The sequence below is a fragment of the Synechococcus sp. H55.7 genome (assembly GCF_047462395.1).
In the GTDB taxonomy this organism is placed as follows: domain Bacteria; phylum Cyanobacteriota; class Cyanobacteriia; order Thermostichales; family Thermostichaceae; genus Thermostichus.
In genome coordinates, this window is the sequence record NZ_JANSJD010000010.1 from 43,192 (window position 1) to 64,568 (window position 21,377).

General features: G+C 59.9%; 23 protein-coding genes and 1 tRNA gene. 10 read left to right on the top strand and 14 right to left on the bottom strand.

The window, feature by feature from the left end:
- Nucleotides 1-5: 5 nt before the first annotated feature.
- Entirely contained in the window at nucleotides 6-1,439 is a 1,434-nt protein-coding gene (gene zds, locus NW851_RS06505) for a 9,9'-di-cis-zeta-carotene desaturase (RefSeq protein ID WP_414337343.1), read from the bottom strand.
- Nucleotides 1,440-1,579: 140 nt separating this feature from the next.
- Here zds and NW851_RS06510 point away from each other — a divergent pair.
- Nucleotides 1,580-1,651 (top strand) — tRNA-Gly (locus tag NW851_RS06510).
- Between the two features lie 83 nt (nucleotides 1,652-1,734).
- Here the strand turns inward: NW851_RS06510 and NW851_RS06515 are convergent.
- The 5 genes from NW851_RS06515 to NW851_RS06535 all read right to left on the bottom strand — a co-directional run bounded on the left by NW851_RS06515 (nucleotide 1,735) and on the right by NW851_RS06535 (nucleotide 6,107).
- The gene (locus NW851_RS06515) at nucleotides 1,735-2,475 is read right to left on the bottom strand and encodes a D-alanyl-D-alanine carboxypeptidase family protein (protein WP_414337344.1); all 741 of its coding nucleotides are present in this window, start codon (nucleotides 2,473-2,475) and stop codon (nucleotides 1,735-1,737) included.
- A gap of 39 nt (nucleotides 2,476-2,514) precedes the next feature.
- Nucleotides 2,515-2,952, bottom strand: a complete 438-nt coding sequence (locus NW851_RS06520) for a peroxiredoxin (protein WP_414335015.1) — start codon at nucleotides 2,950-2,952, stop codon at nucleotides 2,515-2,517.
- Between the two features lie 70 nt (nucleotides 2,953-3,022).
- Nucleotides 3,023-3,646 carry an HD domain-containing protein gene (locus tag NW851_RS06525; RefSeq protein ID WP_414335016.1) on the bottom strand — a complete coding sequence of 208 codons (624 nt, stop codon included), beginning with the start codon at nucleotides 3,644-3,646 and terminating at the stop codon, nucleotides 3,023-3,025.
- 104 nt (nucleotides 3,647-3,750) lie between these two features.
- Nucleotides 3,751-4,713, bottom strand: a complete 963-nt coding sequence (locus NW851_RS06530; protein ID WP_414337345.1) for an NYN domain-containing protein — start codon at nucleotides 4,711-4,713, stop codon at nucleotides 3,751-3,753.
- 287 nt (nucleotides 4,714-5,000) lie between these two features.
- Nucleotides 5,001-6,107 (bottom strand): dockerin type I domain-containing protein, encoded by a 1,107-nt coding sequence (locus NW851_RS06535; protein ID WP_414337346.1) that lies wholly within the window; start codon nucleotides 6,105-6,107, stop codon nucleotides 5,001-5,003.
- Between the two features lie 180 nt (nucleotides 6,108-6,287).
- Here NW851_RS06535 and NW851_RS06540 point away from each other — a divergent pair, with 180 nt between their 5' ends.
- Both NW851_RS06540 and rpmB read left to right on the top strand, forming a co-directional pair.
- On the top strand, nucleotides 6,288-6,650 hold the full coding sequence (locus NW851_RS06540) for a hypothetical protein (protein WP_414335020.1): 363 nt from the start codon (nucleotides 6,288-6,290) through the stop codon (nucleotides 6,648-6,650).
- Nucleotides 6,651-6,674: 24 nt separating this feature from the next.
- Entirely contained in the window at nucleotides 6,675-6,911 is a 237-nt protein-coding gene (rpmB, locus tag NW851_RS06545) for a 50S ribosomal protein L28 (protein ID WP_414335021.1), read from the top strand.
- A gap of 35 nt (nucleotides 6,912-6,946) precedes the next feature.
- On the opposite strand, the gene NW851_RS06550 is transcribed toward rpmB, so the two are convergent.
- Entirely contained in the window at nucleotides 6,947-7,675 is a 729-nt protein-coding gene (locus NW851_RS06550) for a pentapeptide repeat-containing protein (RefSeq protein WP_414335022.1), read from the bottom strand.
- Nucleotides 7,676-7,894: 219 nt separating this feature from the next.
- Between NW851_RS06550 and gshB the strand changes: the two genes are divergently transcribed.
- Complete coding sequence (gene gshB / locus NW851_RS06555; protein ID WP_414335023.1) at nucleotides 7,895-8,842, top strand: glutathione synthase; 948 nt, start codon at nucleotides 7,895-7,897, stop codon at nucleotides 8,840-8,842.
- A gap of 227 nt (nucleotides 8,843-9,069) precedes the next feature.
- On the opposite strand, the gene NW851_RS06560 is transcribed toward gshB, so the two are convergent.
- The 3 genes from NW851_RS06560 to NW851_RS06570 all read right to left on the bottom strand — a co-directional run bounded on the left by NW851_RS06560 (nucleotide 9,070) and on the right by NW851_RS06570 (nucleotide 11,859).
- Nucleotides 9,070-9,690, bottom strand: a complete 621-nt coding sequence (locus NW851_RS06560) for a biotin transporter BioY (RefSeq protein ID WP_414335025.1) — start codon at nucleotides 9,688-9,690, stop codon at nucleotides 9,070-9,072.
- Between the two features lie 505 nt (nucleotides 9,691-10,195).
- Complete coding sequence (gene sbcD / locus NW851_RS06565; protein WP_414337347.1) at nucleotides 10,196-11,485, bottom strand: exonuclease subunit SbcD; 1,290 nt, start codon at nucleotides 11,483-11,485, stop codon at nucleotides 10,196-10,198.
- Between the two features lie 122 nt (nucleotides 11,486-11,607).
- Nucleotides 11,608-11,859, bottom strand: a complete 252-nt coding sequence (locus NW851_RS06570) for an RNA recognition motif domain-containing protein (protein ID WP_414335027.1) — start codon at nucleotides 11,857-11,859, stop codon at nucleotides 11,608-11,610.
- Nucleotides 11,860-12,229: 370 nt separating this feature from the next.
- Here NW851_RS06570 and NW851_RS06575 point away from each other — a divergent pair, with 370 nt between their 5' ends.
- From NW851_RS06575 to def, 4 genes are all read left to right on the top strand, one after another.
- Nucleotides 12,230-12,409 carry an NblA/ycf18 family protein gene (locus tag NW851_RS06575; RefSeq protein ID WP_414335028.1) on the top strand — a complete coding sequence of 60 codons (180 nt, stop codon included), beginning with the start codon at nucleotides 12,230-12,232 and terminating at the stop codon, nucleotides 12,407-12,409.
- Nucleotides 12,409-12,735, top strand: a complete 327-nt coding sequence (locus NW851_RS06580; protein WP_414335029.1) for a DUF2499 domain-containing protein — start codon at nucleotides 12,409-12,411, stop codon at nucleotides 12,733-12,735. The genes NW851_RS06575 and NW851_RS06580 overlap by 1 nt, the downstream gene beginning before the upstream one ends.
- Before the next feature lie 3 nt (nucleotides 12,736-12,738).
- Entirely contained in the window at nucleotides 12,739-13,047 is a 309-nt protein-coding gene (locus tag NW851_RS06585; RefSeq protein WP_414335030.1) for a DUF3593 domain-containing protein, read from the top strand.
- Nucleotides 13,048-13,254: 207 nt separating this feature from the next.
- Nucleotides 13,255-13,839 (top strand): peptide deformylase, encoded by a 585-nt coding sequence (gene def, locus NW851_RS06590; RefSeq protein WP_414335842.1) that lies wholly within the window; start codon nucleotides 13,255-13,257, stop codon nucleotides 13,837-13,839.
- Between the two features lie 38 nt (nucleotides 13,840-13,877).
- On the opposite strand, the gene NW851_RS06595 is transcribed toward def, so the two are convergent.
- A complete protein-coding gene (locus NW851_RS06595; RefSeq protein WP_414335844.1) occupies nucleotides 13,878-14,231 on the bottom strand; it encodes a hypothetical protein in 354 nt (117 codons plus the stop codon).
- 223 nt (nucleotides 14,232-14,454) lie between these two features.
- Between NW851_RS06595 and cbiD the strand changes: the two genes are divergently transcribed.
- Nucleotides 14,455-15,579, top strand: coding sequence for a cobalt-precorrin-5B (C(1))-methyltransferase CbiD (gene cbiD / locus NW851_RS06600; RefSeq protein WP_414337348.1), 1,125 nt, complete (start codon nucleotides 14,455-14,457; stop codon nucleotides 15,577-15,579).
- A gap of 279 nt (nucleotides 15,580-15,858) precedes the next feature.
- On the opposite strand, the gene NW851_RS06605 is transcribed toward cbiD, so the two are convergent.
- The gene (locus NW851_RS06605; protein WP_414335847.1) at nucleotides 15,859-17,325 is read right to left on the bottom strand and encodes a hypothetical protein; all 1,467 of its coding nucleotides are present in this window, start codon (nucleotides 17,323-17,325) and stop codon (nucleotides 15,859-15,861) included.
- A gap of 315 nt (nucleotides 17,326-17,640) precedes the next feature.
- On the opposite strand from NW851_RS06605, the gene NW851_RS06610 reads away from it, so the two are divergent.
- A complete protein-coding gene (locus NW851_RS06610; RefSeq protein WP_414337349.1) occupies nucleotides 17,641-19,095 on the top strand; it encodes a BCD family MFS transporter in 1,455 nt (484 codons plus the stop codon).
- Here the strand turns inward: NW851_RS06610 and NW851_RS06615 are convergent.
- Together NW851_RS06615 and NW851_RS06620 are read right to left on the bottom strand one after the other, a co-directional pair.
- Nucleotides 19,092-19,445: a DUF6464 family protein gene (locus tag NW851_RS06615; protein ID WP_414337350.1), complete on the bottom strand. Its 354-nt coding sequence runs from the start codon at nucleotides 19,443-19,445 to the stop codon at nucleotides 19,092-19,094. The two genes, NW851_RS06610 and NW851_RS06615, sit on opposite strands and share 4 nt — an antisense overlap.
- Before the next feature lie 231 nt (nucleotides 19,446-19,676).
- Nucleotides 19,677-21,170, bottom strand: a complete 1,494-nt coding sequence (locus NW851_RS06620) for a YcjF family protein (protein WP_414337351.1) — start codon at nucleotides 21,168-21,170, stop codon at nucleotides 19,677-19,679.
- Between the last annotated feature and the right edge of the window lie 207 nt (nucleotides 21,171-21,377).

Genomic DNA, 21,377 nt, shown 5'->3' on the forward strand with positions numbered 1-21,377 from the left:
TCATGTCAGGGATCCCTGTGGGCAGACAGAATGGCCTGGGCGGCCAGGTGACCGGAGAGGGTAGCCCCTTCCATGCTGTCGATGTAGTCTTGGGCGGTGTAGCTGCCGGCAAAGAAGAAGTTGGGCACAGGGGTCTTCTGCTGCGGGCGATAGGGATCCATGCCCGGCGCCTCTCGATAGAGGGAGTGGGCCAGCTTGACCACGCTGTACCAGGTCAGGTTCAGTTGCCGCGACGAGGGGAAGAGCTCGTGCACTTGGTGCAGCACGTGCTGGGCAATCTGCTCGTTGGGCATGGAGATGAAGGGATCCCCCGGCGTGAGCACGCATTGCAGCAGGGATCCCTGGCCGGGCTTGTAGTAATCGGCGGGGCTGGTGAGGGCCAGGTCGGCGAAGCAGGAGAAATCGGCATCGGCGGTGTAGAGGAGGTTGTCGATGCCAAGCGGCTGCGGGTGGTCGGCGGCGCGTCTGGCCCGGCCCTTCAGCTCCGTCACCCAGCCATCGAAGCGCAATTGCACCGTTGCCACAGGTACGGATTCCAGCTTGTAGAGGTTGTCGAACTGGGGCCACTGCCGCCACACCTGTGGGATCAGCCGTTTGGCCCCTTCCACCGCCGTTGCACACACATACACATCTGCTTCCACCCGCTCGCCATTGGCCAAGACCAGGCCGGTTACCGCGTGGGGAGGGGAGTCGTTGACTTCGATGCGGCTGACTCCCCGGCGGGTATGAACCTGGCCGCCGCGGGCTTGCAGGTAGCGGACGATGGGCTGGGTGAGGTAATTGTCCGGGGATCCCTTGAGGAGGTTGAGCTTGGAGGCATCTGTTTTGCTGGCAAACATCTGAAAAATGGTCAGCATACAGCGGGCGGAAATCTGCTCCGTATCAATGAAGCCCAGGGCATAGGCAATCGGGTTCCACATCCGCTTCAGGCTGGCCTCGGATCCGCCGTGGCGGCGGAACCAATCGGCAAAGCTCATCCGATCCAAGGCGCGAATCTGCCGCATTGCTCCTTCGTAATCCAGCAGGCCACGAATCAGAGGGCTGGTGCCCAGTGCCAGGGCGTTGCGCAGTTTATCGGCCCAGGAGAGCTGCTCTGTCGTGAAGAAGGCCTTGAGGCCGTTGAAGGGCGCTCCCAGGGGAAAGCGAAAATCAAGGCTGCCCGTATGCCCGCCGCGGTTGACAAAGGTGTGGAGGTGCTGCTTGGGCAACAGGTTCTCGTAGGCCCCCACCTTTTTCATCAGGGCAAACAAGTTGCTGTAGTTGCAGAAAAAAACGTGGAGGCCCATCTCGATGTGGTTGCCCTCGGCATCCTGCCAGGAGCCCACCTTGCCGCCCACAAAGGGCCGCGCCTCGTAGATCTGCACCTGGTGCCCCGCTTCCGCCAAATCGACCCCCGTGACCAAGCCGGCCAACCCTGCTCCGATAATGGCTACCCGCATCGTGATCCCCTCAACTGAGCCCCGCCAAGGGCTGACGCAACTGCAAAGAAAGATGAACTCCTCTCATTCTGGAACAAAATGCGCCGGGGATCCCTGGCTTGACAAACGACCGCAAAACTTGCCATCATAAACTTCCTGATGCGGATGTAGCTCAGTGGTAGAGCTTCTCGTTGCCAACGAGACGGTCGCGCGTTCGAATCGCGTCATCCGCTTTTTGGGCCCTCACCCCCGTCCCCTCTCCCGAAGGAAGTCAGCCCTCACCCCCGTCCCCTCTCCCGGAGGGAGAGGGGAGTTGTTAGCGCTTGTAGAAGGTCTCCAGGCTGTGGCGGTCGCCCACAAAGCGCCAGTGCCAGGGTTCGTAACTCACCCCCTGTGGGTTGCCGCGGGGAAAGGACAGCTCAAAGCCAAAACGAGCGGCATTCTTCTCCAGCCAGCGGAAGGCAGGGGTGGTCTCAAAGGCTTCTTGCGTGTCCCATTGGGGAAACCGGGCATCGCCAATGTCGATGGCATAGCCCGTGTGATGCTCGCTGTAGCCGGGGGGAGCGCTGAGCGCCGCCCGTTCTTCCGGTCGCAAAGCCCGCGATTGGGCCAGTTGAAAAAACAAAAACTCCTGCTCCGCTATCGAGCGAAACCCAGAGATAGGGACGAGGCGGATCCCGTCGGCTTGGGCTGCTGCGCTCATGCGCAGGTAGCTCTCGGCAGCCGCCTGGCGCAGGCGCACCTCTCGACCGTGGTAGCTGCCCACCACCCGTAGGCTATCTGCGGGGGCCTCGGCATAGGCATAGTGCCCCAGCAGCGAGACCCGTCCATTCTGCTCAGTTGGCTGCGCCAGAGGGGGCTGACTGGCTTCTTCCAGAACTGGGGGATCTGCTGCTTGCCGGGATCCGGGTAACTGATCTATCCCCCAACCCGCCAAGAGCACCAACCCAACCACTACCAGCCCCAAGCTCAGGCGCAACCTCAAGGTAGCCGCCGGACCTTGCGCTTTTTCCACCGAAGTGGACTGGCGACGCGCAACCGGAATGTCGTCGTTCATGCGCAAGGGCCGGGCTCTCAGAGAAGAACCGAAAAGATTTCACAGGCCCAAGTCCGCCAAGATATCGCGGGCATGGGTTTCGGTGTTGATGTTCTGATAGACCTTGGCAATTTTGCCCTCGCCGTCGATGACGTAGGTCACCCGCTTGGCGTAACCGCCCCCATCCACATCGTAGGCGCGGGCGATCACCCCACTGGTATCGACCAGTAGAGGGAAGGGCAAGTTGTACTTTTCGGCAAACTTTTGGTGAGAGGCCTGGTCGTCCATGCTCACCCCCAACACCACCACGTCTTTGCTCTGGTAATCGGCGTAGGTGTCGCGGAACCCGCAGGCCTCTTTGGTGCAGCCGGGGGTGTCGTCTTTGGGGTAAAAGTAGAGGACAACGGTTTTCCCGGTAAAATCGGCCAGAGAAACTTGGTTGCCGTGGGTGTCAGTGGTGTTGAACCCTGGAGCAATGGTGCCAACAGCGAGAACCATAGACAGGTGACCTGAAGAGTGCGAAAAAGAAGGCTGCCCCCAGCATTTTCTTCAGCCCTGGTCGTCTCTGTCAAGCTGTTGCCGGCTCTGACCCGGCTGCCCGTTGCAACTCGGCCACCAGCTCTTGGAGCTCCGCCGCCAGCCTAGAAGGCAGCCGTCGCCCCAGGATCTCCGCCAGCGACCGGTAGTACCACAGGGATCCCTCTTTGCCGCCGGAGAAGCGCTCCCAGAGCTGATCCCCCAGTTGGCGAAAGTCTCGCAGGATGCAGCGGACGTTGTGCAGCTTGTCGGCGGCGGCCACCAGCAAGACCGAGGCATCTGCGCTTTCCAAGTGCTTGAGATAGGCCACTTTGCGCTCTTTCCAGTTTTCTTTGGGCTCGCCCAGGGAGCTATCGCTGTCGGTGTCTGTGCATCCCAGGATGATCTGCAGCACCCGTTCTCCAAAGTGCTCCCGCAACTCCCGTTCGATCTGGGCCCGCGGCTCGCCGCTGTAGCGGGGGCCATCCTCCAGGCTGTCGTGGAGCAGGGCGGCAATGGCCTCATCTTCGTCGGCGCCGTGCTCCAGGGCGATGGACGCCACCGCCAGCAGGTGGCTGAGGTAGGGGATCCCTGTTCCCTTGCGGGTTTGAGCAGCGTGCCAGCGGTGGGCGTAGCGCATGGCCTCGGCAAACCGCGGCGTCAACTGGGTGGACATGGGTATCTCTCCATCGAGGTTGGAAGTTGAGGGGATGGGTCAGGAATGGTCTGCTGTTGGTTGTTGATTTGATTATGGGGGCAACTGGCCGGAACCGCAGGGGTTCAGCCGCTGGCCGCCGTCTGTTTTGCCGGTAGGGGCACCGGGATCCCTGTCCCTTGCCAGGCACAGAGATCGACAAAGCGATCCGCCAGGCGAATCAGCTCCGGGTGTGTGCTGGGCCGGTAGGCGGCTACCTCCAGCCGGCAGCCTTGGCTGCGGATGTGCCGGAGGGCTGGCGCGAAATCCCCATCACCGCTCAGCAGCAGCACCGTCTCGTAGCGGGAATACAGGGTCATTAAATCCACGATCAGCTCCCCATCCAGATTGGCCTTGCGGCTGCCGTCGGCACGGGTGACGACCGGCTTGGTAACCACTCGGTAGCCCAACTTTCTCAGCTCTGCCAGAAAACGGCGCTGGCCGAGGTTGTGCGGATCTGTGCCGCTGTAGAAATGCACCTCCATCTCGGTTCGGCCCTGGCCCAGCCAGCTCAACAGTCCGGGGTAGTCGAGAGGGGATCCCGATTGCTGGGCGCTGGCGTGCAGGTTAGCGCCGTCAATAAACACCCCCAGAGCTTTACGAGGGGAAGGGAGGGCTGGCTGGGACTCCACCTGCTGCTGCAGACGTTGCAATTGCGCCCGCATCGACTCCAGTTCCTGAGGAGTCGCCTGGGGCAGAGCATTGAGCCGCAGTTCTACAGCTTTGAGCCGCCGCTGGATCTGTTGAATGGCCTGCGTGGTGGGAGCCAGTTGCTGCCGCACCGATAAATGTGACGTAGGCCGAGCTTCGAGAGCGTCGATGCGCGCCTGTATCGCCCCCAGTTGGGTCGCCATCTGTTCCTGCTGCTGCCAGCTCTGCCCCAACACTTGGCAAAGCTGTTCTTCGCGGCGGCGGATGGCCGGGTAAGCCGCAGCCACAGGCAAGAGACCCCAGACGACCTGGCGGGTTACTAAGGCTGTCACCCCCAAAGCCAGGGATCCCGCCCACAGCCAGGTTAGGGAGAAGGTAGAAGTCCTACCCATGCTCATAGTCAGCTCTCCTCGGTTTGGGTGAATGGGTCTGATGGTTGCCGAGATTGGATTGCGCTCACCTCAGAGATCCTTCTTGAAGAGCGGGATGCCCAGCACTCACGGAGGCATTGAGGAGCAGCAATTCAACGACTGCAGTATGTCTGCTGTTGGAAGAGGGAGCTTCCCATTGCTGGCCGGACAAGTGGGCAACTCCAGTATTGAGGGCAGACAGAAGGCGCTCCTTTTCGCCGACCAGCCCCGTGGCTTGCCCAATCTGGAGCGGCGGGAACATGAAGGGAGCAGGGTCAGTTGGGGATCTCAATGGTTACGTTGGCCAACTGCACATCGTCATAGTCCACCCAAGCCCCACCGTACTGGCCGATTGTGTCAGTCCCCAGTGGCACAAAGATATCCAGGGATCCACCAAAAAGAGGGATACTGATCCGGGGTTCGCCGGCGATCCTGCCAGGCTGGATCACCGTTTTGCCAGTGCGCAAGGTAACAGTATTCAGCCCCAGGCGCAGATGCTCTAGCGGCAGAGGGATGCGCAGGTCGTCTCCCCCCAAGTGGATTTGCTCCACCTCCACCCCGTTTAAAAGCACTCGCATGGGAGACATATTGGCGCCGGGGATGCGGGACTGGCCGGCCCGATAGGCAGCGGCAGTATCCAACCCAATCAGGGATCCAATCCGCAAAACCGGTGGGCGAGGCGGCAGGCGTTCCAAAGTGAAGGAGCGGGTCATCTCCACCTCTTGGGCAGGGCCGAGAAATTGGCCGGCAGCCGCCGACTCTGGAGAATATTGGTTATCGCCCAGGCGGATGACATTGGCCTCCAGCACCAAAGTCGTGTTGGGATCCCAGCGCTCCAACTGCAACTGCCAGGGCCGATCCCCCCCCGTCTGTCTGTTGCCTGTGCTCTGGGAATAGGGCAGATAGTTCTCCAGCCGCGCCACCAAAATTTCTTCTGCCGGCAGCGGCCCCGGCAGGCGAAACCGCCCCTGAGCATCGGTGCGCACCGCGATCCCTGCCCCTGGAATGGCCACCTCCACCCCGGCCAAAGGCTGGCCTGTCAGGCGATCCACCACCTGGCCAGAGTAGGCAGAATCCAACTGCACCTGTCCGGTGGGTGCATCTGTGGCCGCCTGAATGCGCTGCTGCAACACCTGCCAATCGGCTTCTGTAATCCGCCCATCCTGATCGACATCGGCAGCCCGGATCGGGTCGTCGGTCAACTCCCGTTCTCCCCGCAAATAGGCCCCCAACAGGTTGAGATCCTGCACTGTCAAACGACCATCCCCATCCAGATCGCCCGCTTGAAAGGGCTGCGCTTGGGCAGAAGACAGGCCTATCCAACCCAGAGCAAGGGATCCCAGCAGCAAGAGAGAACGGGCTAAACAGGAGACCCTAGACATGGCAACTCTCCTGGGGAAAAAGCCAGGCAGCGTTCTTCATGTTTTAACGCAATTCACTTCCTCGCAGCAGGGTTGGCCGAGCCGGTACAGAGTACTCTTGAGCGCAATTTTGCTCGCCCGCCTTTGGCTGCAGGAGCCGAAAACTTGATGGTAGGATAACCGTGGTGACTTGCTTCTCCTATGGCTCGATACTCTTGCGTTACCCAGCTTGTGGGCTCAGCCGAGCAGCTAGGCGAGTCGATTCGCGCCATCTTGGAGCGCTGCCAACTCAATGTCCTCCACAACAGCTCTGATTACTGGGTAGCCGGTGAGCCTCCCGGAAAGAATCCCTACACCAAGCTGGTAACCGTGGAAGTGTTTGTGGATCGCACCCGTCAAGCCGCCGACGGCTCTGTACAGGTAACCTGTATCGCCAAAAATGAAGAGCTGCCCCTGAGAAGCGTTAACCACTGCCAACAAACCTTTGATCGCCTGAAAGCAGAGCTAGCCCAGTTGCAAACTCAACTGCAGCTTGCTGCCCAGCAAAAAGATGCTTTACGATAACAGAGCTGAGTTTACTCTGCTCCCATGGCACGTCGCTGCCAACTCACCAACAAGAAGCGCAACAACGCTTTTGCCATCTCCCACTCCCACCGGCGCACTAAGCGCCTGCAGGAAGTCAACTTGCAGTGGAAGCGCATCTGGTGGGAAGAAGGTAAGCGGTTTGTGCGTTTGCGCCTTTCCACCAGAGCCCTGAAGACCCTCAAGGCTAAGGGAGTAGGGGCCATGGCCCGCGAGGCCGGGATCGACCTCAACCGCTTTTGAGCTTTCGACCCCCTTGTGCTTGCCGGATCCAGCCCTCACAGCAAACCGAATAGCTTACGCGACTTGGGCTGTAAACCTGCCAGCAGCGTGTTGAGGGTGTCCCGTTGGGTCAGCTCGTTGGTGCCGCTGGCCCGCTCGATTAAGAGTTTGCGCATTTCGTCCGAGAGCTTGGCGTCGGTGAAGTCGGCGCCGACAAAGCTGGCCCCTTCAAGTTGAGCTTCTTGCAGGTTGGCCCCCACCAGGAGGGCTTGGTCAAAGTTGGCATGTTGCAACTGACAACTGGCCAGGACGGCCTGGGAGAGGTTGCAGCGAAAGAGGTTGGCTTGGCAAAAGTCGGCGGCAAAAAAGTTTCCTCCCGCCAGGTTGGCAGCCACCAAGCTGGCCTCGCGAAAGATGGAATGGCTGAAGCGCCCCCCCTGAAAGCTGCTTTTGTCCAGCTTGGCAGCGGTGAAGTTGCTGTAGTCTCCCAGGGCTTGACTGAAGCTGGATCCCCGCAGATCGGAGGCGGCAAAATTGGCCCGCTCCAGCTCGGCACGGCGGAAGTTGCACAGCCGCAGATCCGCCTGCTGCATGCTGAGCGAGCGCAGGTTGGCCCGCGTCAAGTTGGCCTTGGGCATCTGGATGCGGTCGAACAGGCCCCGCGAAAGGTAGGCGCCTTCGAGGTTGGCACCCAGCAGGGAGCGCCCTTCTCGCAGGGCTGCCAGCAAGTCCCTCGTGGTTTCGATGCGAACCGGCTCGGAGGGTTGAGAAGGGGGAGCACTCACGGATGGGTTGTTCCTCACAAGCTGGGACAGAAACTCGGTCAACCTAGCCGAGGACTGAGGGCTAACTAAGGATTCCACCTATCAAGCTAACGTTTGCGCCGCTTGCCGAGGTTAAGAGGATGTTAATAAAGCCAGTCCTGCTGGGTTGCGGGTAAGGAACAATCGGCTCCGATTTGTTGCATACTCGGGGCAGCGTTTCGTTAGTGAACCCCACCTTCCATGCAGGTAGCTTTCATTGTCGATCCGTTGCCCCAGTTGCAGGTGGGCCATGACACCAGCGTTGCTCTGATGGAGGCGCTGCAGAGACGGGGACACCGCATCTTTTGCTTGGGACTGGCCGATCTCTACTGGGATCAAGGGGAAACCTGGGCCGCCGTTGAGGAAATTGCCTTGGATCCGGCAGCAGATCCCTGGTACGAGGTCAAAGAACGGCGGCTGTTGCCCTTGAGCCAAATGCAGGCGGTGTGGATGCGCAAGGATCCGCCGGTGGATACGGCCTATCTCTATGCCACTTACCTTTTGGATCGCCTCTCCCCCAGCCGCACGCTGGTACTCAATCATCCTGCTGGGATCCGCTCGGCCAACGAAAAGCTCTACGCCCTGCAATTCCAAGAGTGGATCCCGCGTACCTGCGTCAGCAGCAGCAAACACCTGCTGCGCCAATTCGTCGAGGAGATGGGGCAGGCGGTGCTCAAGCCCTTGGGTGGCAAGGGTGGGGAAGGGATCCTGCGGGTCAGTGCCGGGGATCTGAACCTCAATTCTTTGCTCGAGCTGAGCACTCAATTTGGCCAGCTACCCGTGATGGTGCAAGAGTATTTGCCAGCAGCAGCGATGGGAGATAAGCGCATCTTGTTGCTAGAGGGAGAACCTTTGGGTGCCGTCAATCGCATCCCTGGGGAGGGAGATTTTCGCGGCAATGTGGCCGCCGGCGGTCGGGTAGAAAAAACCAAGATTACCGAAAAAGAACGGGCTCTCTGCGGGTCTTTGGCACCGGTGCTAAGGCAGGAGAAGCTCTATTTTGTTGGGATCGATGTTATCGGAGAACGACTAACGGAAGTGAACGTGACCAGCCCGACGATGCTTCGAGAGATCTCTCAATTGGAAGGAGTTGATCTGGCAGACCAAGTGGCCCAGTGGCTGGAGAAGAAGGTACCTCTCGAGAAGTAAAAAGCCCCACAAGGGGGCCTAGTCGCGACCTATAAAACTCTAGAGCACTATAAGGAAGGGCTCCATAAACAAGCTGTATTGAACACCGCATTGAGCACAGTTCTTAGAATCTCAGAAAAAAGGTCAGATCCGCGCAGCCGTTATCTTTTTTTTAGATTTTCTGGCGTGAAGCTAACCTCAAGACCCTCCGGTTCTGCTGGGGCGAGCTTTGAGTTGCTGCTAGGGGGTTAGGAGTCTGCCGGCGGCCTTTCTCGTCCAACCCAGCGCCAGGTGGTGGGCAGCAGGGCTGCTGCCAGCCCGCACTTCACCAGGTCTCCTGGTATAAAAGGGAAGACCCCTTTGTTGAGCACTGCCAAGAGAGAGGTGGGGCCGACATTCTCGTTCAGCCATACCCCCAGCCAGGTGGCTCCCAGGACGTAGATCAAAGCCGAGCAGGAGAGCATAGCCGCCGCCATCTTCCAAGGGTCGCGATCCACCCCCCAGCGCTCCACAAACCAGCCCATCAGCCCAGCAGCCAGGGGAAAAGCTAGCAGGTAGCCCCCCGTCGCTCCGGCTAGGTGTTTGAGCCCAGCTCCGCCGCCGCTGAAGAAGGGCAATCCCAAAAGCCCCTCCAGCAGATACAGCAGCAAGGCGAGAAAGCCCAGCCTGGCACCAAAGCCTGCTCCCACCAGCATCACGCCAAAGGTTTGTCCGGTAATCGGTACCGGCGTGAAAGGCAAAGGGATCCGCACCTGAGCCAGGGCCGCTACAAATAAGCTGCCTCCCACCACCAGCAGCAAGTCTCGAACGCGGGAAGGGCGAGGCAGCAGGGTTTGCGCCAAAGGTGTGTGAACAAAAGTTGCAGTCATAGGCTACTCGAAAGACTGAGATACAAGGGATAGCAACCCTCTGCCGGGATCTGCCGGCTATCGCAAAAAGTTTTGGTTAGGGATCCCGATGGCATTGCAGCGATTGGCCGGCAAAAGGGCTGCATCCCGTGCAGTATACCGTAACCGGCGGATCCCGCACCTAGGCACTAGCTTTATCAATAAAAATAAAATTGGGTCTAGAGAAACAGTCTGTGCAGTCGGCCTTGCGGGGAAACCCTATTGTTGGGAATAACCAGAAAAGTCCAACGGGAGAACCGTACCGAGCCCGCTGCAGCTGCACAGCCCCTCAACTCAAAACCCAAAAAAAGACTGGCAGTGTGAGGTCTGCCAGTCTGAGCAGTTCCCTGTGAGTGAGCTGATGCCGTCGTTGCCAACGTCTTCAACCCGATCCCCAGTTTGTGTCGCTTCTTGCCATCTGGAAGTGATTTAGATCACCTGAGACTTGGGATCTTCAGCCTCGGCGAGCCCTTACAGAGGGAACACCTCAAAACAACGGCAACTGCTCCTCTTGCGCCGGGGCAGGCTCCTCCCAATTGGGATCCCAGTCCTGTGAGGGATCCGCGGCTTCTGCCAGCAGCTGACGGGCGGCGGCCAGCAACTCGTTGTGCAAAGGGGCCAGATCGCTGCGGTCGGCCAGATACTGCTCCAGAGCCGTCAGGGGCTCAAGTCGGCTGGGATCCAAGCCCGGCAGACGGATGCGGCCGGGGCCGATCACTTCCGGAGTGATGGTATAGCTAAAGGCAGGGGCGAGAGCATTGTGCAAAGCCCGCTCATCGACGCAGTCGAGCTGGTCGGGGCGTAGGCGGTAGATCAACCGCAGGATAGAGCCGGCCACCGGCGCCTTGGCGATGGCGGCCAGCAGTTTGGCCTGCACCTGCTGGGGCGGATCGGCGCTCAGATCCAGGCGGATGGTGTGAAAGGTGCGGGTGGGCAAGGGCAAAAATTCGTAGCTCGCACCTGTGGGGGTGACTTCGACCAGCACACAACCTTTTTCCTCTTTTTCCTCGCCAAAGTCCACCCGCTCAATACTGCCGGGATAGATCACCAAGGGATCCCGACACAGCACCTGATGGCGGTGCACATGCCCTAGGGCAACGTATTGGTAGGCAGGCCGCGCCAGCAGCGAGAGGGGTACCGTAAATCCTTTACCCACCGAAAGATGCCGTTCTGCTCCGTAGCGGGCCGTCTCTACCATGACGTGAGCCAGCAAAATCGCCGGGATCCCCGGCTGCAGGGTGCGGACCTCCCCCTCTAGGGCCAGATGAAGACGCTGCAGGAGCTGATGGGCGAGGATTTCCCCATCCAGTCCCAAGCTCTCTTGTTGCGTGAGCAGAGCGGAGCGGTTCAGCCAAGGTAAAGTCGTCACCTGCACCGGGCCGCTGCGAGTTGCGATCCGATGAGTTTGCAGCCTGTCTCCCACGATAAAGCCTGCAACCCCCAAAGCGCGGTAGATGGCCAGGCTGTTGCCCTCTTGCCCTTGCCCATACTGGTCGTGGTTGCCCACCAACAGGACGGTCGGGATCCCGGCATCGGCCAAGCGGCGAAATTGTTGGGCAAAAAGCTCTTGGTGGAGGGGGGGTGGTGTTGCATCGGGAAAAGCATCACCCCCGAACAACACCAGATCCACCGCTTGGTTGAGCGCATGGTCAATGCACAGGCGCAAAGAAGTCACAAAATCTTCTAAACGGGTGTTCAATCCGGTGGCCGGGTTGATGTGACCATGGGCAAGGCTGCTGCCCAGATGAACGTCCGCAAGATGTAGCAGCCTCACCATCTTGGATACTCTTGGAGTCTTTGAAGCCCTCTCATCTGTTGGGATCAACCTTGCCGTTCGCGTTAGCGGAGCCGAGTCCTTTGCTTGCCTGGCCTCCCAGATCCAGAGCTAGGAATCTTGGCTCAAGCTTGTCGGCGGGGTCTGGCTCGATCCAAACGCAAGGGCCGGCCCATGAACTCCTGCCCGTTAGCACTCTCGATGGCTTCATCTTCCTCGGCCTCGGTTGCCAGATCCACAAACGCGAAGCCTCTTGTCTGACCCGTTTCCCGATCTATCGGGATTGTAACCGACTTAACGTTCCACCTCTGCTGGAAGAAAGCTGCTAGTTCTTCTGTTGAGGCTTTATAGTTCAGGTTTCCCACAAAAATGGTCATAGCAATTCAAGCAAAGTAAGGCACCAATCAGCAAGAGGGGCAACCAGGCTCCAGGGTAATTCACTTCTATCATGGAGACTTACCGAATCGCACAACATGAAAGGATGTAAAGGGATCCCTGCCGGAAAATCCTCCCGCTTCCTGGTCCAAAATCTACCTTTGTCAAACTTTACAGGCCTGTACTCTCCCTGCCACCGGGTTGAATTCCTCTGCCCTCGCCTCAGCCAAACTCAGGCACCGCCGGGATCCCACACCTTGCCATGTTGTTGCAATTTGTTAAGATGTGTATTAGATTGCTTGCACTACCTGGCCGGATCTGCGCTGTTGCAACCCTCTGCAGATCCCTAAACCTGAGCACCCTGAGGTGATAATGATGGACGAAACGCTAGATCTCTCCTTGGAGCAGCAATTTCGCCAGCGGGCTTTCGAGACCTTGGTTTCTCGGATGAGCCACGAGCAGGCCAAAGACATCTTGGTTAAACTGCACAAGCAAATGCTGTTGCAGGAAGCCACTTACCGCCAACTGCTGCGTCATTCCCTCAGCGCCTGATGCACGCCCTTTCGCTTCCCACTTGGTGGATTCACATCGCCAGTGTCTTGGAGTGGAGCGCTGCCATTGTGCTTGTGTGGCAATTTGGGGGGCGGGTGGGCCGGCCCGAGTGGCGAAGTTTGAGCTGGGCAATGCTGCCCGCTTTGCTGGGGGCGATGTGCGCGATCACCTGGCACTGGTTTGACAACGACCCCAATTTGGACTGGGTGGTAACTGCCCAGGCCAGTTTTACTTTAATCGGCAACTGTACGCTGGCCTGGGCTGCTTACCACATTTGGCGGGCTGAGGCAGCAGATGCACCTTCACGGGAGGGGGAGCCCGACTGAGCGATGAACAGTTTGTTTGCCCTCTCCTTGTTTCCTTACTTGGTCTTTTTGTTCTTCCTGTCGCGGCTGCGCCGGATCCCGCGGCTGGCCCTGACTGGGTTTTGGCTGCTGCTCCTTTTTGTGGCCATCAGCATCCCGGCAGGGCTGTACGCTCAGGTTCACTACGGCACTTCTCTGGCCAACGTGGATCCCTTGCATGGGGGGGCAGAGGCTTTTCTCACCCTCTCCAACATTTTGGTGGCCTTGGGCTTCAAGCAAGCCATTGACCGCCAGGGATCCCCAGAGGCTGGGGACGGCAGCTCTGAGTTGTAGTCATTGCAAACGAGCCTGAGCCAGTCTTTCGACCTGACACACTGCCGAGCCCAAGCGCTCCGCGCCGCTACCCTCACCCCCAGCCCCTCTCCCAGAGGGAGAGGGGGGCTGAGCGGCAGACGAATCGCCTCGGCACGGCATGAACCGAATGTAAAATGGAAGTCTGGACTGGACGTCTGCTGTTGTTTATTCTGAGAGACCTGCCGGATGGTGGCCACTCTTTCTGTCCCCAAAGTGAAGCTCAAGCATCCGCCCCTGCGCATCTATCGCATGGGCGACAAGGTGCTGCGGCAGCCGGCCAAGCGTGTCAGCCAGGTCAACGATGAGATCCGCCAGCTTGCTCGCGACATGCTGCAGACCATGTACAGCTCGGATGGGATCGGTCTGGCGGCTCCGCAGGTGGGCATTCCCAAGCGCATGATTGTGGTGGATCCCCATCCCGACAAGCCGGAGGTGCCGCCGCTGGTGCTGATCAACCCGGAGATCCGCGAGTATATTGGCGAAGCAGTTGCCGGGCAGGAGGGCTGCCTGAGCATTCCGGGGGTATTTTGCGAGGTGATGCGCCCAGAAGGGATCGTGGTTTCGTTTAAAGATGAAACCGGTCGGCCCCGCACCATTCGAGCTGACGATTTGCTGGCGCGGGTGATCCAGCACGAAATCGATCACCTCAATGGTGTGCTGTTTGTGGATCACGTGGAAAACGAGCTGCTGCTGGATCAGGAGCTGCGCAAGCACGGCTTTCAGATGCAGGATGTACAGCGCAAAGGCAAGCCCTCTGTCGCCTCTCGCTGAAGCCCTGGCAAAGTTTTCACGTCTTAGTTTGTGTTGGTTTAGTGCTGCAGGCGCTGAGCCAAGAGCTGCTCCTCTAGGGCGGCGATGCGGTTGTAGGCAGCGGTTAATTGGGCACTCAGTCGCTGGACTTGGGCTTCTGGGGCAAGCTCGTGTCCCATGCTGCGGCTGCTTACCACGGTGGGTTCATCATCCAACAGGAAGTTGTGGCTGCCATCTTCCACCAAGTCTGAGATCAGAACGCTATAGCGGGAGGGGGCGGGGACATTTTTTTTAGCCTCCTGCTTTGCCAGAAGAGCAGCTGCCACCTGCTCCGGCATCCGCTCGATGGCAGCTTTCAGCTCCTGTATTTGCGACTCCAGACGCTCAAGATAGTGCTGCACTGCTTCGCTCATAGCTGCCCCAGTTTGACTCTTTACTTTTATTGAAAGAGATAAGTTCTCGCTTCTCCCCTTCTTCCCCTAGATCATTTAACGATTACGCAGTTGGAGAACTAAACGTCGGCTTCAGGAGTTTACCCTAGCAAGCCAGTCCTGCTGGTTGGCGTCGGCCACAATTGAGATAGGCTCTCTCCAAAGTTTTTTCCAGAGCAGGTTTCTCTCTATTTCCAGACAAAAAATGCAGGATGCGGTTCTCCCCTTTCCCCAACAGGGCTATACCTTGCCCGTGTTTGCGGTGGCTGCTGCTAAGGCTGCTCTCCACCGTCTCATCGGGATCGCTTTGGAGCAGGACGGCGCTCATCCTGTCATTGCCGTGCAGGTGGAGCCTGAGGCGGGATCCGCTGCCGGCTGGGTCAGGATCCCAGTAGAGCAGGTGGCAGCTTTGTCGGAGAACACGGCTCTGGCCATTACCCGCTCGGATCCCGGCCCTCACCTGGATCTCACCCGCAACACACCGGTCTGGGCCTGGGTGAGCTTGGAGGAACGGGATCCCACCGCTCTCCCTTTGCTCCTGGAAGCGGGGGAGGGGCTGGGGCGGCACGCCGACGGCAGCCCGGCCATCTATGCCTACGCCCGGCGCCTGTTTGAGATCAACCTTTTGTCTGGGATCCCAGAGGGTTATCGGCTGCGGGTGCGCATCATCTTGCCGGAGGGAAAACTCTTGGCGGAGCGGACTTCCAATGCGGCGTTTGGGGTGCTGGAAGGACTGGCTCTTTTGGGGACACGGGCGGAGGTGGAGCCTTCTGCCGGCGCCGAGAGCCTGGAGCGGGCCCGCTGCGAATTGCAGCAGAAGTTGGAAAAGCACAGGCATCTGGCCTTTTGCGTGGGTAGCCATGGGCAGCAGGTGGCCTTGAGGCAAGGGATCCCGGCGGAAGAGATTCTACTGGTGGCCAATTGGATCGGGCCGCTGCTGGTGGAAGCAGGGTTGCGGGGGGCGGAGTCGGTTCATTTGATCGGCTACCACGGCAAGCTGATCAAGCTGGCAGGGGGCATCTTCACCACTTCCAGCCATGTGGCCGATGCCCGCCTGGAAATCTTGGTGGCAGCCCTCATCCGCTGCGGGGGAACAGCCGAACAGGCGCGGCAGGTGCTAGAGCTAAGGACGGTGGAGGCAGCGGTGCAGTATCTGAAGGAGCTGGGCTGGGCAGAGCCGGTGCTGCAGGAGCTGTCCCGACAAATCCGCCAGCGGGCGACAGCCTATGTGCAAAAGTATGCTGCTCGATCCCTGCCGGTGCAGGTAACCCTGTTCGATCGGCAGGGCCAGGTTTGCGCTCAGGTTGGGATCTCCTCCCCAAGCCCTTGATCCCTGCTGTTGTTCCTCACCCCCAGCCCATCTCTCTAAGGCGAGCCCAAGCGCTCCGCGCCGCTAGCGCGACCACCCCCGGCCCCTCTCCCAAAGGGACACCCTCACCCCCGGCCCCTCTCCCAAAGGGAGAGGGGAGTTAGGGATCGCACTCCGCGCTGCCGGCACGTTTGCGACAGCGTTGCGTACCAAATAACGACGTAGAGAAACATTTCATTGCTATTTGAATTGCTACTTGAAACGACTCTAATGACCGTCAGGCTAGAGCCGAAAAAAAGGCTAATCTCCCAACTCAGGATCCGGCCGTACCCGCACCTCCATCTGGCGCAGCAGCCGCAGAGAGCTCTCCGGCCCGTCGATCATCTGCTGTTCGTTGATCCAGTAGGTGGCAATGCCCAGGTCTTCCAGAAATCGAATGTAGGGATCCGGGGGCGGACCATCGAAAACGGCCGCCTTGTGGACGGAGAAGCCCTGTTCGATCCAGGGGGTGAGGGCAAAGCGCTCGTAATAGAATAATTGCCCCACCACCTCCTGCAGCGCCTCTGCCGCATCTTTGTGGTGTAGCAATTTCACCTCGGCCAAAAGCAGGTTTCCATCTGCCACCGCCAGAAAGTCAAACGTGTGCTGGTCTTCCCGCACTTCTAGGCCAGCCAGGCGGAACCAGCGGCGAAAGTGGTGCAAGATCTCGTTGTGGCGCTCGCTGCGCTCCAACTGACGCCGACGGCGACGCTCTGCCATCAGCGGGTCTGTCCCCGCACAGGAAGGGATCCCACTGCTGCGAAACTGGGGCGGCTCATCCGGATCCAAGACCACCTTACCCCCGGCAGGTTGATGGAGAAGGGGCGGCATCTGGGGCAACAGCTCGGCGGATCCCCACTCCACCTCTGGTTGCGCTGCCAAAGCGAGCAGATGGCGATTGAGAGGGTGCTCAGGGTGGGTGTTGAACAACAGCTTGAGTTGAGAGTGGCTGAACTGAAAATCCAGGCGAAACTGCTCCACCGAAAGGCTGCTCCGCCCCTTCTGCAGAGTCTCCTGGCCAAAGTAGAGCAGCACCAGCAGAGGATAGATGGGCAGGGGGCGATGGGGCGGGATGAGCATGGCCCACATGTCCTCGGTCCAGTGGGGGAGCAAAATCTCCGCTTGCTTGCCCTTGCCCACCACCTGCAGCATTTTGGGATGCCCCGGTTGCCAGCCACAAGGGTGATCGTCGAAGCCGCAGGTTTGCCGCCCTTGATCCACGCTCAAGGGGTAGCGCCCGTCGTAGAGGCGAAAGGGACACAGATCCCGGTCTTCGGCCAGAAAACGCTCGTCCTGCCACAGATGGGCTGCCAGGGCATGACAACCAATGCCCTCCTGGCTGTTACAAGCTTTGAGCCAGCGCCGTTCTGCTAGTTTGCCGCCCACTTTGCTTGGCGCCAGGGGCTGGACAAGGCCATTTTCCCCTTGGTTGAACAAGGGCCACACCAAGGGCTCCCCCGTCTCCGGCAGGGTGGGCAGCAGGGGGTGGACTTTGCTGTAGAAGGGATCGCAAATGCGCTGGGCCACCTGCTGCAGAGGCAGGCCATGGGGGGATCCCACCGCCGGCAGAAGGGATCCCGAGCCGGCCTGGGCGCGATGGTACTGGATGGCCAGCGCCACCTCCACTCCCACCGGACGCAGTTCCGGCGTCAACTGCCGATAGCGCTGCAGCAGCCGCGAGGCTTGCACAAACAGGTCGTAGCGACGAACTGGAACTGCGTCAGCCATAAGGTTGCCGGGGAAATTCTTCGCCGACTTGAGCGAAAGTTGTCTATGGATTTGCCTCTCGGTCTCAAACAAGATCGAGATTGGGTTTGTTGTCTGTGCAAGGGCTGCAACTGCCGAGCGCCGCGGCCCGAAGGCTCGTTTCGCTTGGCACCAGGTCAGTTGTCAGTGTAGTAGAGAAACCCCAGCGCGGAAAGATTTAAGGCTCAGCTTTGTTCCCTCAGACAGGATTGGGTTGGGGCCTCTCCTTCTTTTCAGGATCCGGGGTTGGCTGGGCTACGATGAGAAGCTGTAGCGCCTTTGCCAACTTTGTCAATCATGGCTAGCATCCAACGGGATCCTGAGGTCAACGTGTCTGCGGCCACGGCCATTTCTTCAGAGTCTCAGCCTTCGGCACCCCCCTTGCCTTTGCCCGTCATGTTTCGCCTAGGCTTATTTCAGATGGGCCTGGGGATGATGTCGCTGCTGACGCTGGGGGTGCTCAACCGGGTCATGATCGACCTGGATCTCTTGGCCATCCCGGCCACGGTGGTGGGGGGATCCCTGGCCATGCACCAGTTGGTTTCCCCGGCCCGCGTCTGGTTTGGGCAGCTTTCCGATGCCAAGCCTTTGTTTGGGACGCACCGCAGCGGCTATGTGCGCCTGGGCTCGGTGCTGTTTGCCCTGTGCATCTTCTTGGCCGTGCAGGTGGTGTGGGGTTTGGGGCAGAGCTTTGCCAATAGCGGTTGGTCGCTGGCCACCTACGGTTGGATTGCTCTCGCCGCCTTGATGTTTGCTCTTTATGGGCTTTGCCTGAGCGCCTGCTCCACGCCCTTTGCGGCGCTGCTGGTGGATGTTTCCGATGAGCACAACCGCTCCCAGTTGGTGGGGATCGTCTGGTCGATGCTGATGGTGGGTATTGCCGGCGGGGCAATTGGCTCGGCAGTGCTGCTGCGCGGCCTGGATCCCGAGAACTTGCAGAGCACGATCAACCGCCTCTTCATTGTTATTCCTGCTGTGGTGATCCTGCTGGGGGTGATCGCCACCTGGGGGGTGGAAGAACGCTATTCCCGCTATGGATCCCGTTCCACCTTGGCCGGGCGAGAAGACCAGATCACCCTGGGCACGGCCCTCAAGGTGCTCACCGCCAGCCGCCAAACCCTGATCTTCTTTGGCTTTTTGGTTCTGATGACCATGGGCCTGTTTATCCAGCAGCCGGTTCTGGAGCCCTATGGCGGCGAGGTGTTCGGCATGACCGTATCCCAAAGCACCCAGCTCAACGCCTTCTGGAGCCTGGGCGTTCTGGCGGGAATTGTGGTGACCGGATTTCTGATCGTGCCCAGGCTGGGCAAGCAGCCAACGGCTCGGCTGGGCTGCCTGCTGGTGGCGATCTCCTTTGGGTTGACCATTTTGGCAGGGTTTACGGGTGAGCCAGCGATGTTGCAACTGTGCATGATCCTGTTTGGCCTGGCTTCCGGGATCACCACCAACGGCGCCATTAGCCTAATGTTGGACTTGACGGCAGCAGAAACCGCCGGCACCTTCATTGGAGCCTGGGGCCTGGCACAGGCCATGTCGCAGGCGCTCTCTACCCTCATTGGTGGCGCCTTGCTGGATCTGGGGCGGATTCTCTTTCCCTCTTCCCCCGTCCTCTCCTACGCCACTGTCTTCGGGGTGGAGGCGGCGGTGATGCTGCTGGCGGTGTATTTGCTGGGACGGGTGAGCGTAACCGAGTTCCGGGAGAAAACCAGCCGCGCCCTGACCGAGGTGCTGGCGCTGGAGCTGGAAGGCTAACGCCGCTGGGCCGGCTCGTAGTGGGGGCAGCCCTGGCAGGGCCCGCTGGGGTTGACGGCGCAGCGCAGCAGCGGCGAGTGGGCGTTGAACCGACAGGCGGGATCCCCTAGAAATTGGCCAACCTCAGGCGGGGAACTCACGGGGCGCACCAGAGCGCGGATGCCGCAGAGGTGATATTTGCCTTGCCGCAATTGGTAGGAGTGGCGCTTTTCCAAAACCAAATAGTGCTGCTCCGCCAGTTGAACGTAGGTGCCCGGATGGGGGCTGCTCTCCCAGGGGCATTCCTCCACCACCTCTCCCGAATCTGCATCGATCCACTGAATGGGCAAGGTCGGGTTGATGGAAGACATAGGGCGCCAAGGAAGTCAGTTTGGGGCAGCAGACTTGAGAATGCTGGACTGGGTCTGACCCATGATAAAACCTGTGCCGCTTTTCCCAGCAACACCGACTACAGTTAGTACAGACTTTACAGTCGTTTCAAACAAGATTGAGACGCTTTGCCCCCTCACCCCCAGCCCCTCTCCCTTTGGGAGAGGGGAGCTAGAGACGTAACAAACTGTTTCATTGCTGTTTGATAATGACTAGATGTTGGAGCGGGCTTGGCGAGCCAGTTGGGTGAGAAAAGCCAGCGGATGACGGTTGTGGAGTTGCTGCTTGAGCCGCTCTTGCAGAATCTCCTCCTGCCAGGGATCCCCCGATTGCAGCCACTCCAGGTAGCTGAGCCCCGCTACCCGCGTCAGGTAGGCCCCGCTGGCCGCCTGCAGGGGGATCCCCATGAGCATCCAGGGGCTGGCTTTGAGGGCAGAGCCCAGGGCCTGGGTGGCCAGCTCCAGTCCTCCTAGCTGCACGATCATTTGGGCCAGGCTGTGGGCCATTTGCTGGGCCTGCTGCAGGGTGATGCGGCGATCGAACACCTGATGCAGCTCGCCGATCATGCGCGCCTGGATGGCCACCCCCGCCAGCACATCCAAAGCCGGAAGAGGGGTCACGGCCAAGGCAGCAGCTGTCGCCCACTGCATCCGTTCCACGATCCGGCGACCCTGTTGGTGGCGCTCTTCCCGCAAAGCCTGCTGGACGGCCTCGCCCAGGGTTTGGGTCTGCAACAGGGCGTTGGCCAGGCGCAGATGGGATCCCTTTTGCTGCAGCAGGCGGGCCATCTGCTGGATGAGGGCGGCAGTATCGGGGGGCTGTGGCTCCCAGGTTTCTTGCCGGGATCCGTCTGGAAAGCAGTAGCGGACTTTCAAGGGCTCTGGGTCGGCAGCAATGGCCACCACCTGCTCAGGGGGGATGACGCCGGCGGTGCGCTGGCGCAGGTGGGCCAAGATGATCTCCACCTCTTCCGGCAGCATTTGATCCGTCTTGTTGAGGGCCAGGATGGTGGATTTCCCCAGCCGGGCCAGCTCCAGCAGCTCGGCATATTCCGAGGCCAGCAGATCCCCGGCCACCACCAAGATCAGCAGATCGGCCTTCTGGGCCAGGGCGCGCGCTTCTGCCTCGCCGGCGCCGCCGATGGTCAGCAGGCCAGGGGTATCGGTGAGGGAGATGGGGCCGCTCCAGCCCTCCAGTTGATAGGTGTGAATGGATCCCTGCTGGGTAGTGCCCAGGGTGGGAGCGGTTTCCCCCACAGGCTGCCCCATCAAGGCGTTGATCAGAGAAGTTTTGCCGGCAGAGGCAGTGCCGAACACCACCAGGTGCAATTCCTCCTGGGCCAGCCGCCGGTCGATTTCCTGCATCTTGGCTTGCAAGGCGCGACGGCTGATGTCGTTTTGCAGCTTCTGGATGAGGCGATCGACATCCTGCAGATCCGCCTGCACCTGATCCCGGGTCAACTTAACCCGCCGTTTGCCTGGGGTTGGATCCCTCTGCTGTTGGCGAGCCTGTTGCCACCAGTGCTGCACCGCCAGCCCTGCCGCCACCGTTCCTCCCAGGATGCCGGCCACCAGCAGATCTGCCAGCGGCACCGAATAGGGAGCAACAAAGCTGTAGATGCCACTAACCCATTGCAGGTATTGGCTGAGAGCCGCCAAGCCCAGCCCCGTCAATAACCACAGCCACGTGGAGCGCGACAGCACCATGCCAACCCACAGCTTGCCCAAATGCCCGATCCGGAACGGAGCCTGATCTCTAGAGAAGCTCTGAAGATCTATCCAGAGGTCTACAAAGGTGAGAGAAGCGATCGCAAATTCAGGACGGCTGAACCCTCTCCGCTGGCAACCCCGGCGCAAGCTGGATCCGCGGCCTCTTCTTTAGCATAGGGCTTAGTGTAGCTGAGCATACAATTT

What these genes read in the sequence shown, in the direction of transcription:
- NW851_RS06620 (WP_414337351.1), bottom strand. Translation starts at nt 21,170, where the DNA reads ATGGTGCTGTCGCGCTCCACGTGGCTGTGGTTATTGACGGGGCTGGGC.
- NW851_RS06570 (WP_414335027.1), bottom strand. Translation starts at nt 11,859, where the DNA reads ATGACCATTTTTGTGGGAAACCTGAACTATAAAGCCTCAACAGAAGAA.
- NW851_RS06540 (WP_414335020.1), top strand. Translation starts at nt 6,288, where the DNA reads ATGGCTCGATACTCTTGCGTTACCCAGCTTGTGGGCTCAGCCGAGCAG.
- zds (WP_414337343.1), bottom strand. Translation starts at nt 1,439, where the DNA reads ATGCGGGTAGCCATTATCGGAGCAGGGTTGGCCGGCTTGGTCACGGGG.
- NW851_RS06515 (WP_414337344.1), bottom strand. Translation starts at nt 2,475, where the DNA reads ATGAACGACGACATTCCGGTTGCGCGTCGCCAGTCCACTTCGGTGGAA.
- NW851_RS06580 (WP_414335029.1), top strand. Translation starts at nt 12,409, where the DNA reads ATGCACGCCCTTTCGCTTCCCACTTGGTGGATTCACATCGCCAGTGTC.
- NW851_RS06535 (WP_414337346.1), bottom strand. Translation starts at nt 6,107, where the DNA reads ATGTCTAGGGTCTCCTGTTTAGCCCGTTCTCTCTTGCTGCTGGGATCC.
- NW851_RS06530 (WP_414337345.1), bottom strand. Translation starts at nt 4,713, where the DNA reads ATGAGCATGGGTAGGACTTCTACCTTCTCCCTAACCTGGCTGTGGGCG.
- rpmB (WP_414335021.1), top strand. Translation starts at nt 6,675, where the DNA reads ATGGCACGTCGCTGCCAACTCACCAACAAGAAGCGCAACAACGCTTTT.
- NW851_RS06585 (WP_414335030.1), top strand. Translation starts at nt 12,739, where the DNA reads ATGAACAGTTTGTTTGCCCTCTCCTTGTTTCCTTACTTGGTCTTTTTG.
- def (WP_414335842.1), top strand. Translation starts at nt 13,255, where the DNA reads ATGGTGGCCACTCTTTCTGTCCCCAAAGTGAAGCTCAAGCATCCGCCC.
- gshB (WP_414335023.1), top strand. Translation starts at nt 7,895, where the DNA reads ATGCAGGTAGCTTTCATTGTCGATCCGTTGCCCCAGTTGCAGGTGGGC.
- cbiD (WP_414337348.1), top strand. Translation starts at nt 14,455, where the DNA reads ATGCAGGATGCGGTTCTCCCCTTTCCCCAACAGGGCTATACCTTGCCC.
- NW851_RS06595 (WP_414335844.1), bottom strand. Translation starts at nt 14,231, where the DNA reads ATGAGCGAAGCAGTGCAGCACTATCTTGAGCGTCTGGAGTCGCAAATA.
- NW851_RS06525 (WP_414335016.1), bottom strand. Translation starts at nt 3,646, where the DNA reads ATGTCCACCCAGTTGACGCCGCGGTTTGCCGAGGCCATGCGCTACGCC.
- sbcD (WP_414337347.1), bottom strand. Translation starts at nt 11,485, where the DNA reads ATGGTGAGGCTGCTACATCTTGCGGACGTTCATCTGGGCAGCAGCCTT.
- NW851_RS06610 (WP_414337349.1), top strand. Translation starts at nt 17,641, where the DNA reads ATGGCTAGCATCCAACGGGATCCTGAGGTCAACGTGTCTGCGGCCACG.
- NW851_RS06575 (WP_414335028.1), top strand. Translation starts at nt 12,230, where the DNA reads ATGATGGACGAAACGCTAGATCTCTCCTTGGAGCAGCAATTTCGCCAG.
- NW851_RS06605 (WP_414335847.1), bottom strand. Translation starts at nt 17,325, where the DNA reads ATGGCTGACGCAGTTCCAGTTCGTCGCTACGACCTGTTTGTGCAAGCC.
- NW851_RS06560 (WP_414335025.1), bottom strand. Translation starts at nt 9,690, where the DNA reads ATGACTGCAACTTTTGTTCACACACCTTTGGCGCAAACCCTGCTGCCT.
- NW851_RS06615 (WP_414337350.1), bottom strand. Translation starts at nt 19,445, where the DNA reads ATGTCTTCCATCAACCCGACCTTGCCCATTCAGTGGATCGATGCAGAT.
- NW851_RS06520 (WP_414335015.1), bottom strand. Translation starts at nt 2,952, where the DNA reads ATGGTTCTCGCTGTTGGCACCATTGCTCCAGGGTTCAACACCACTGAC.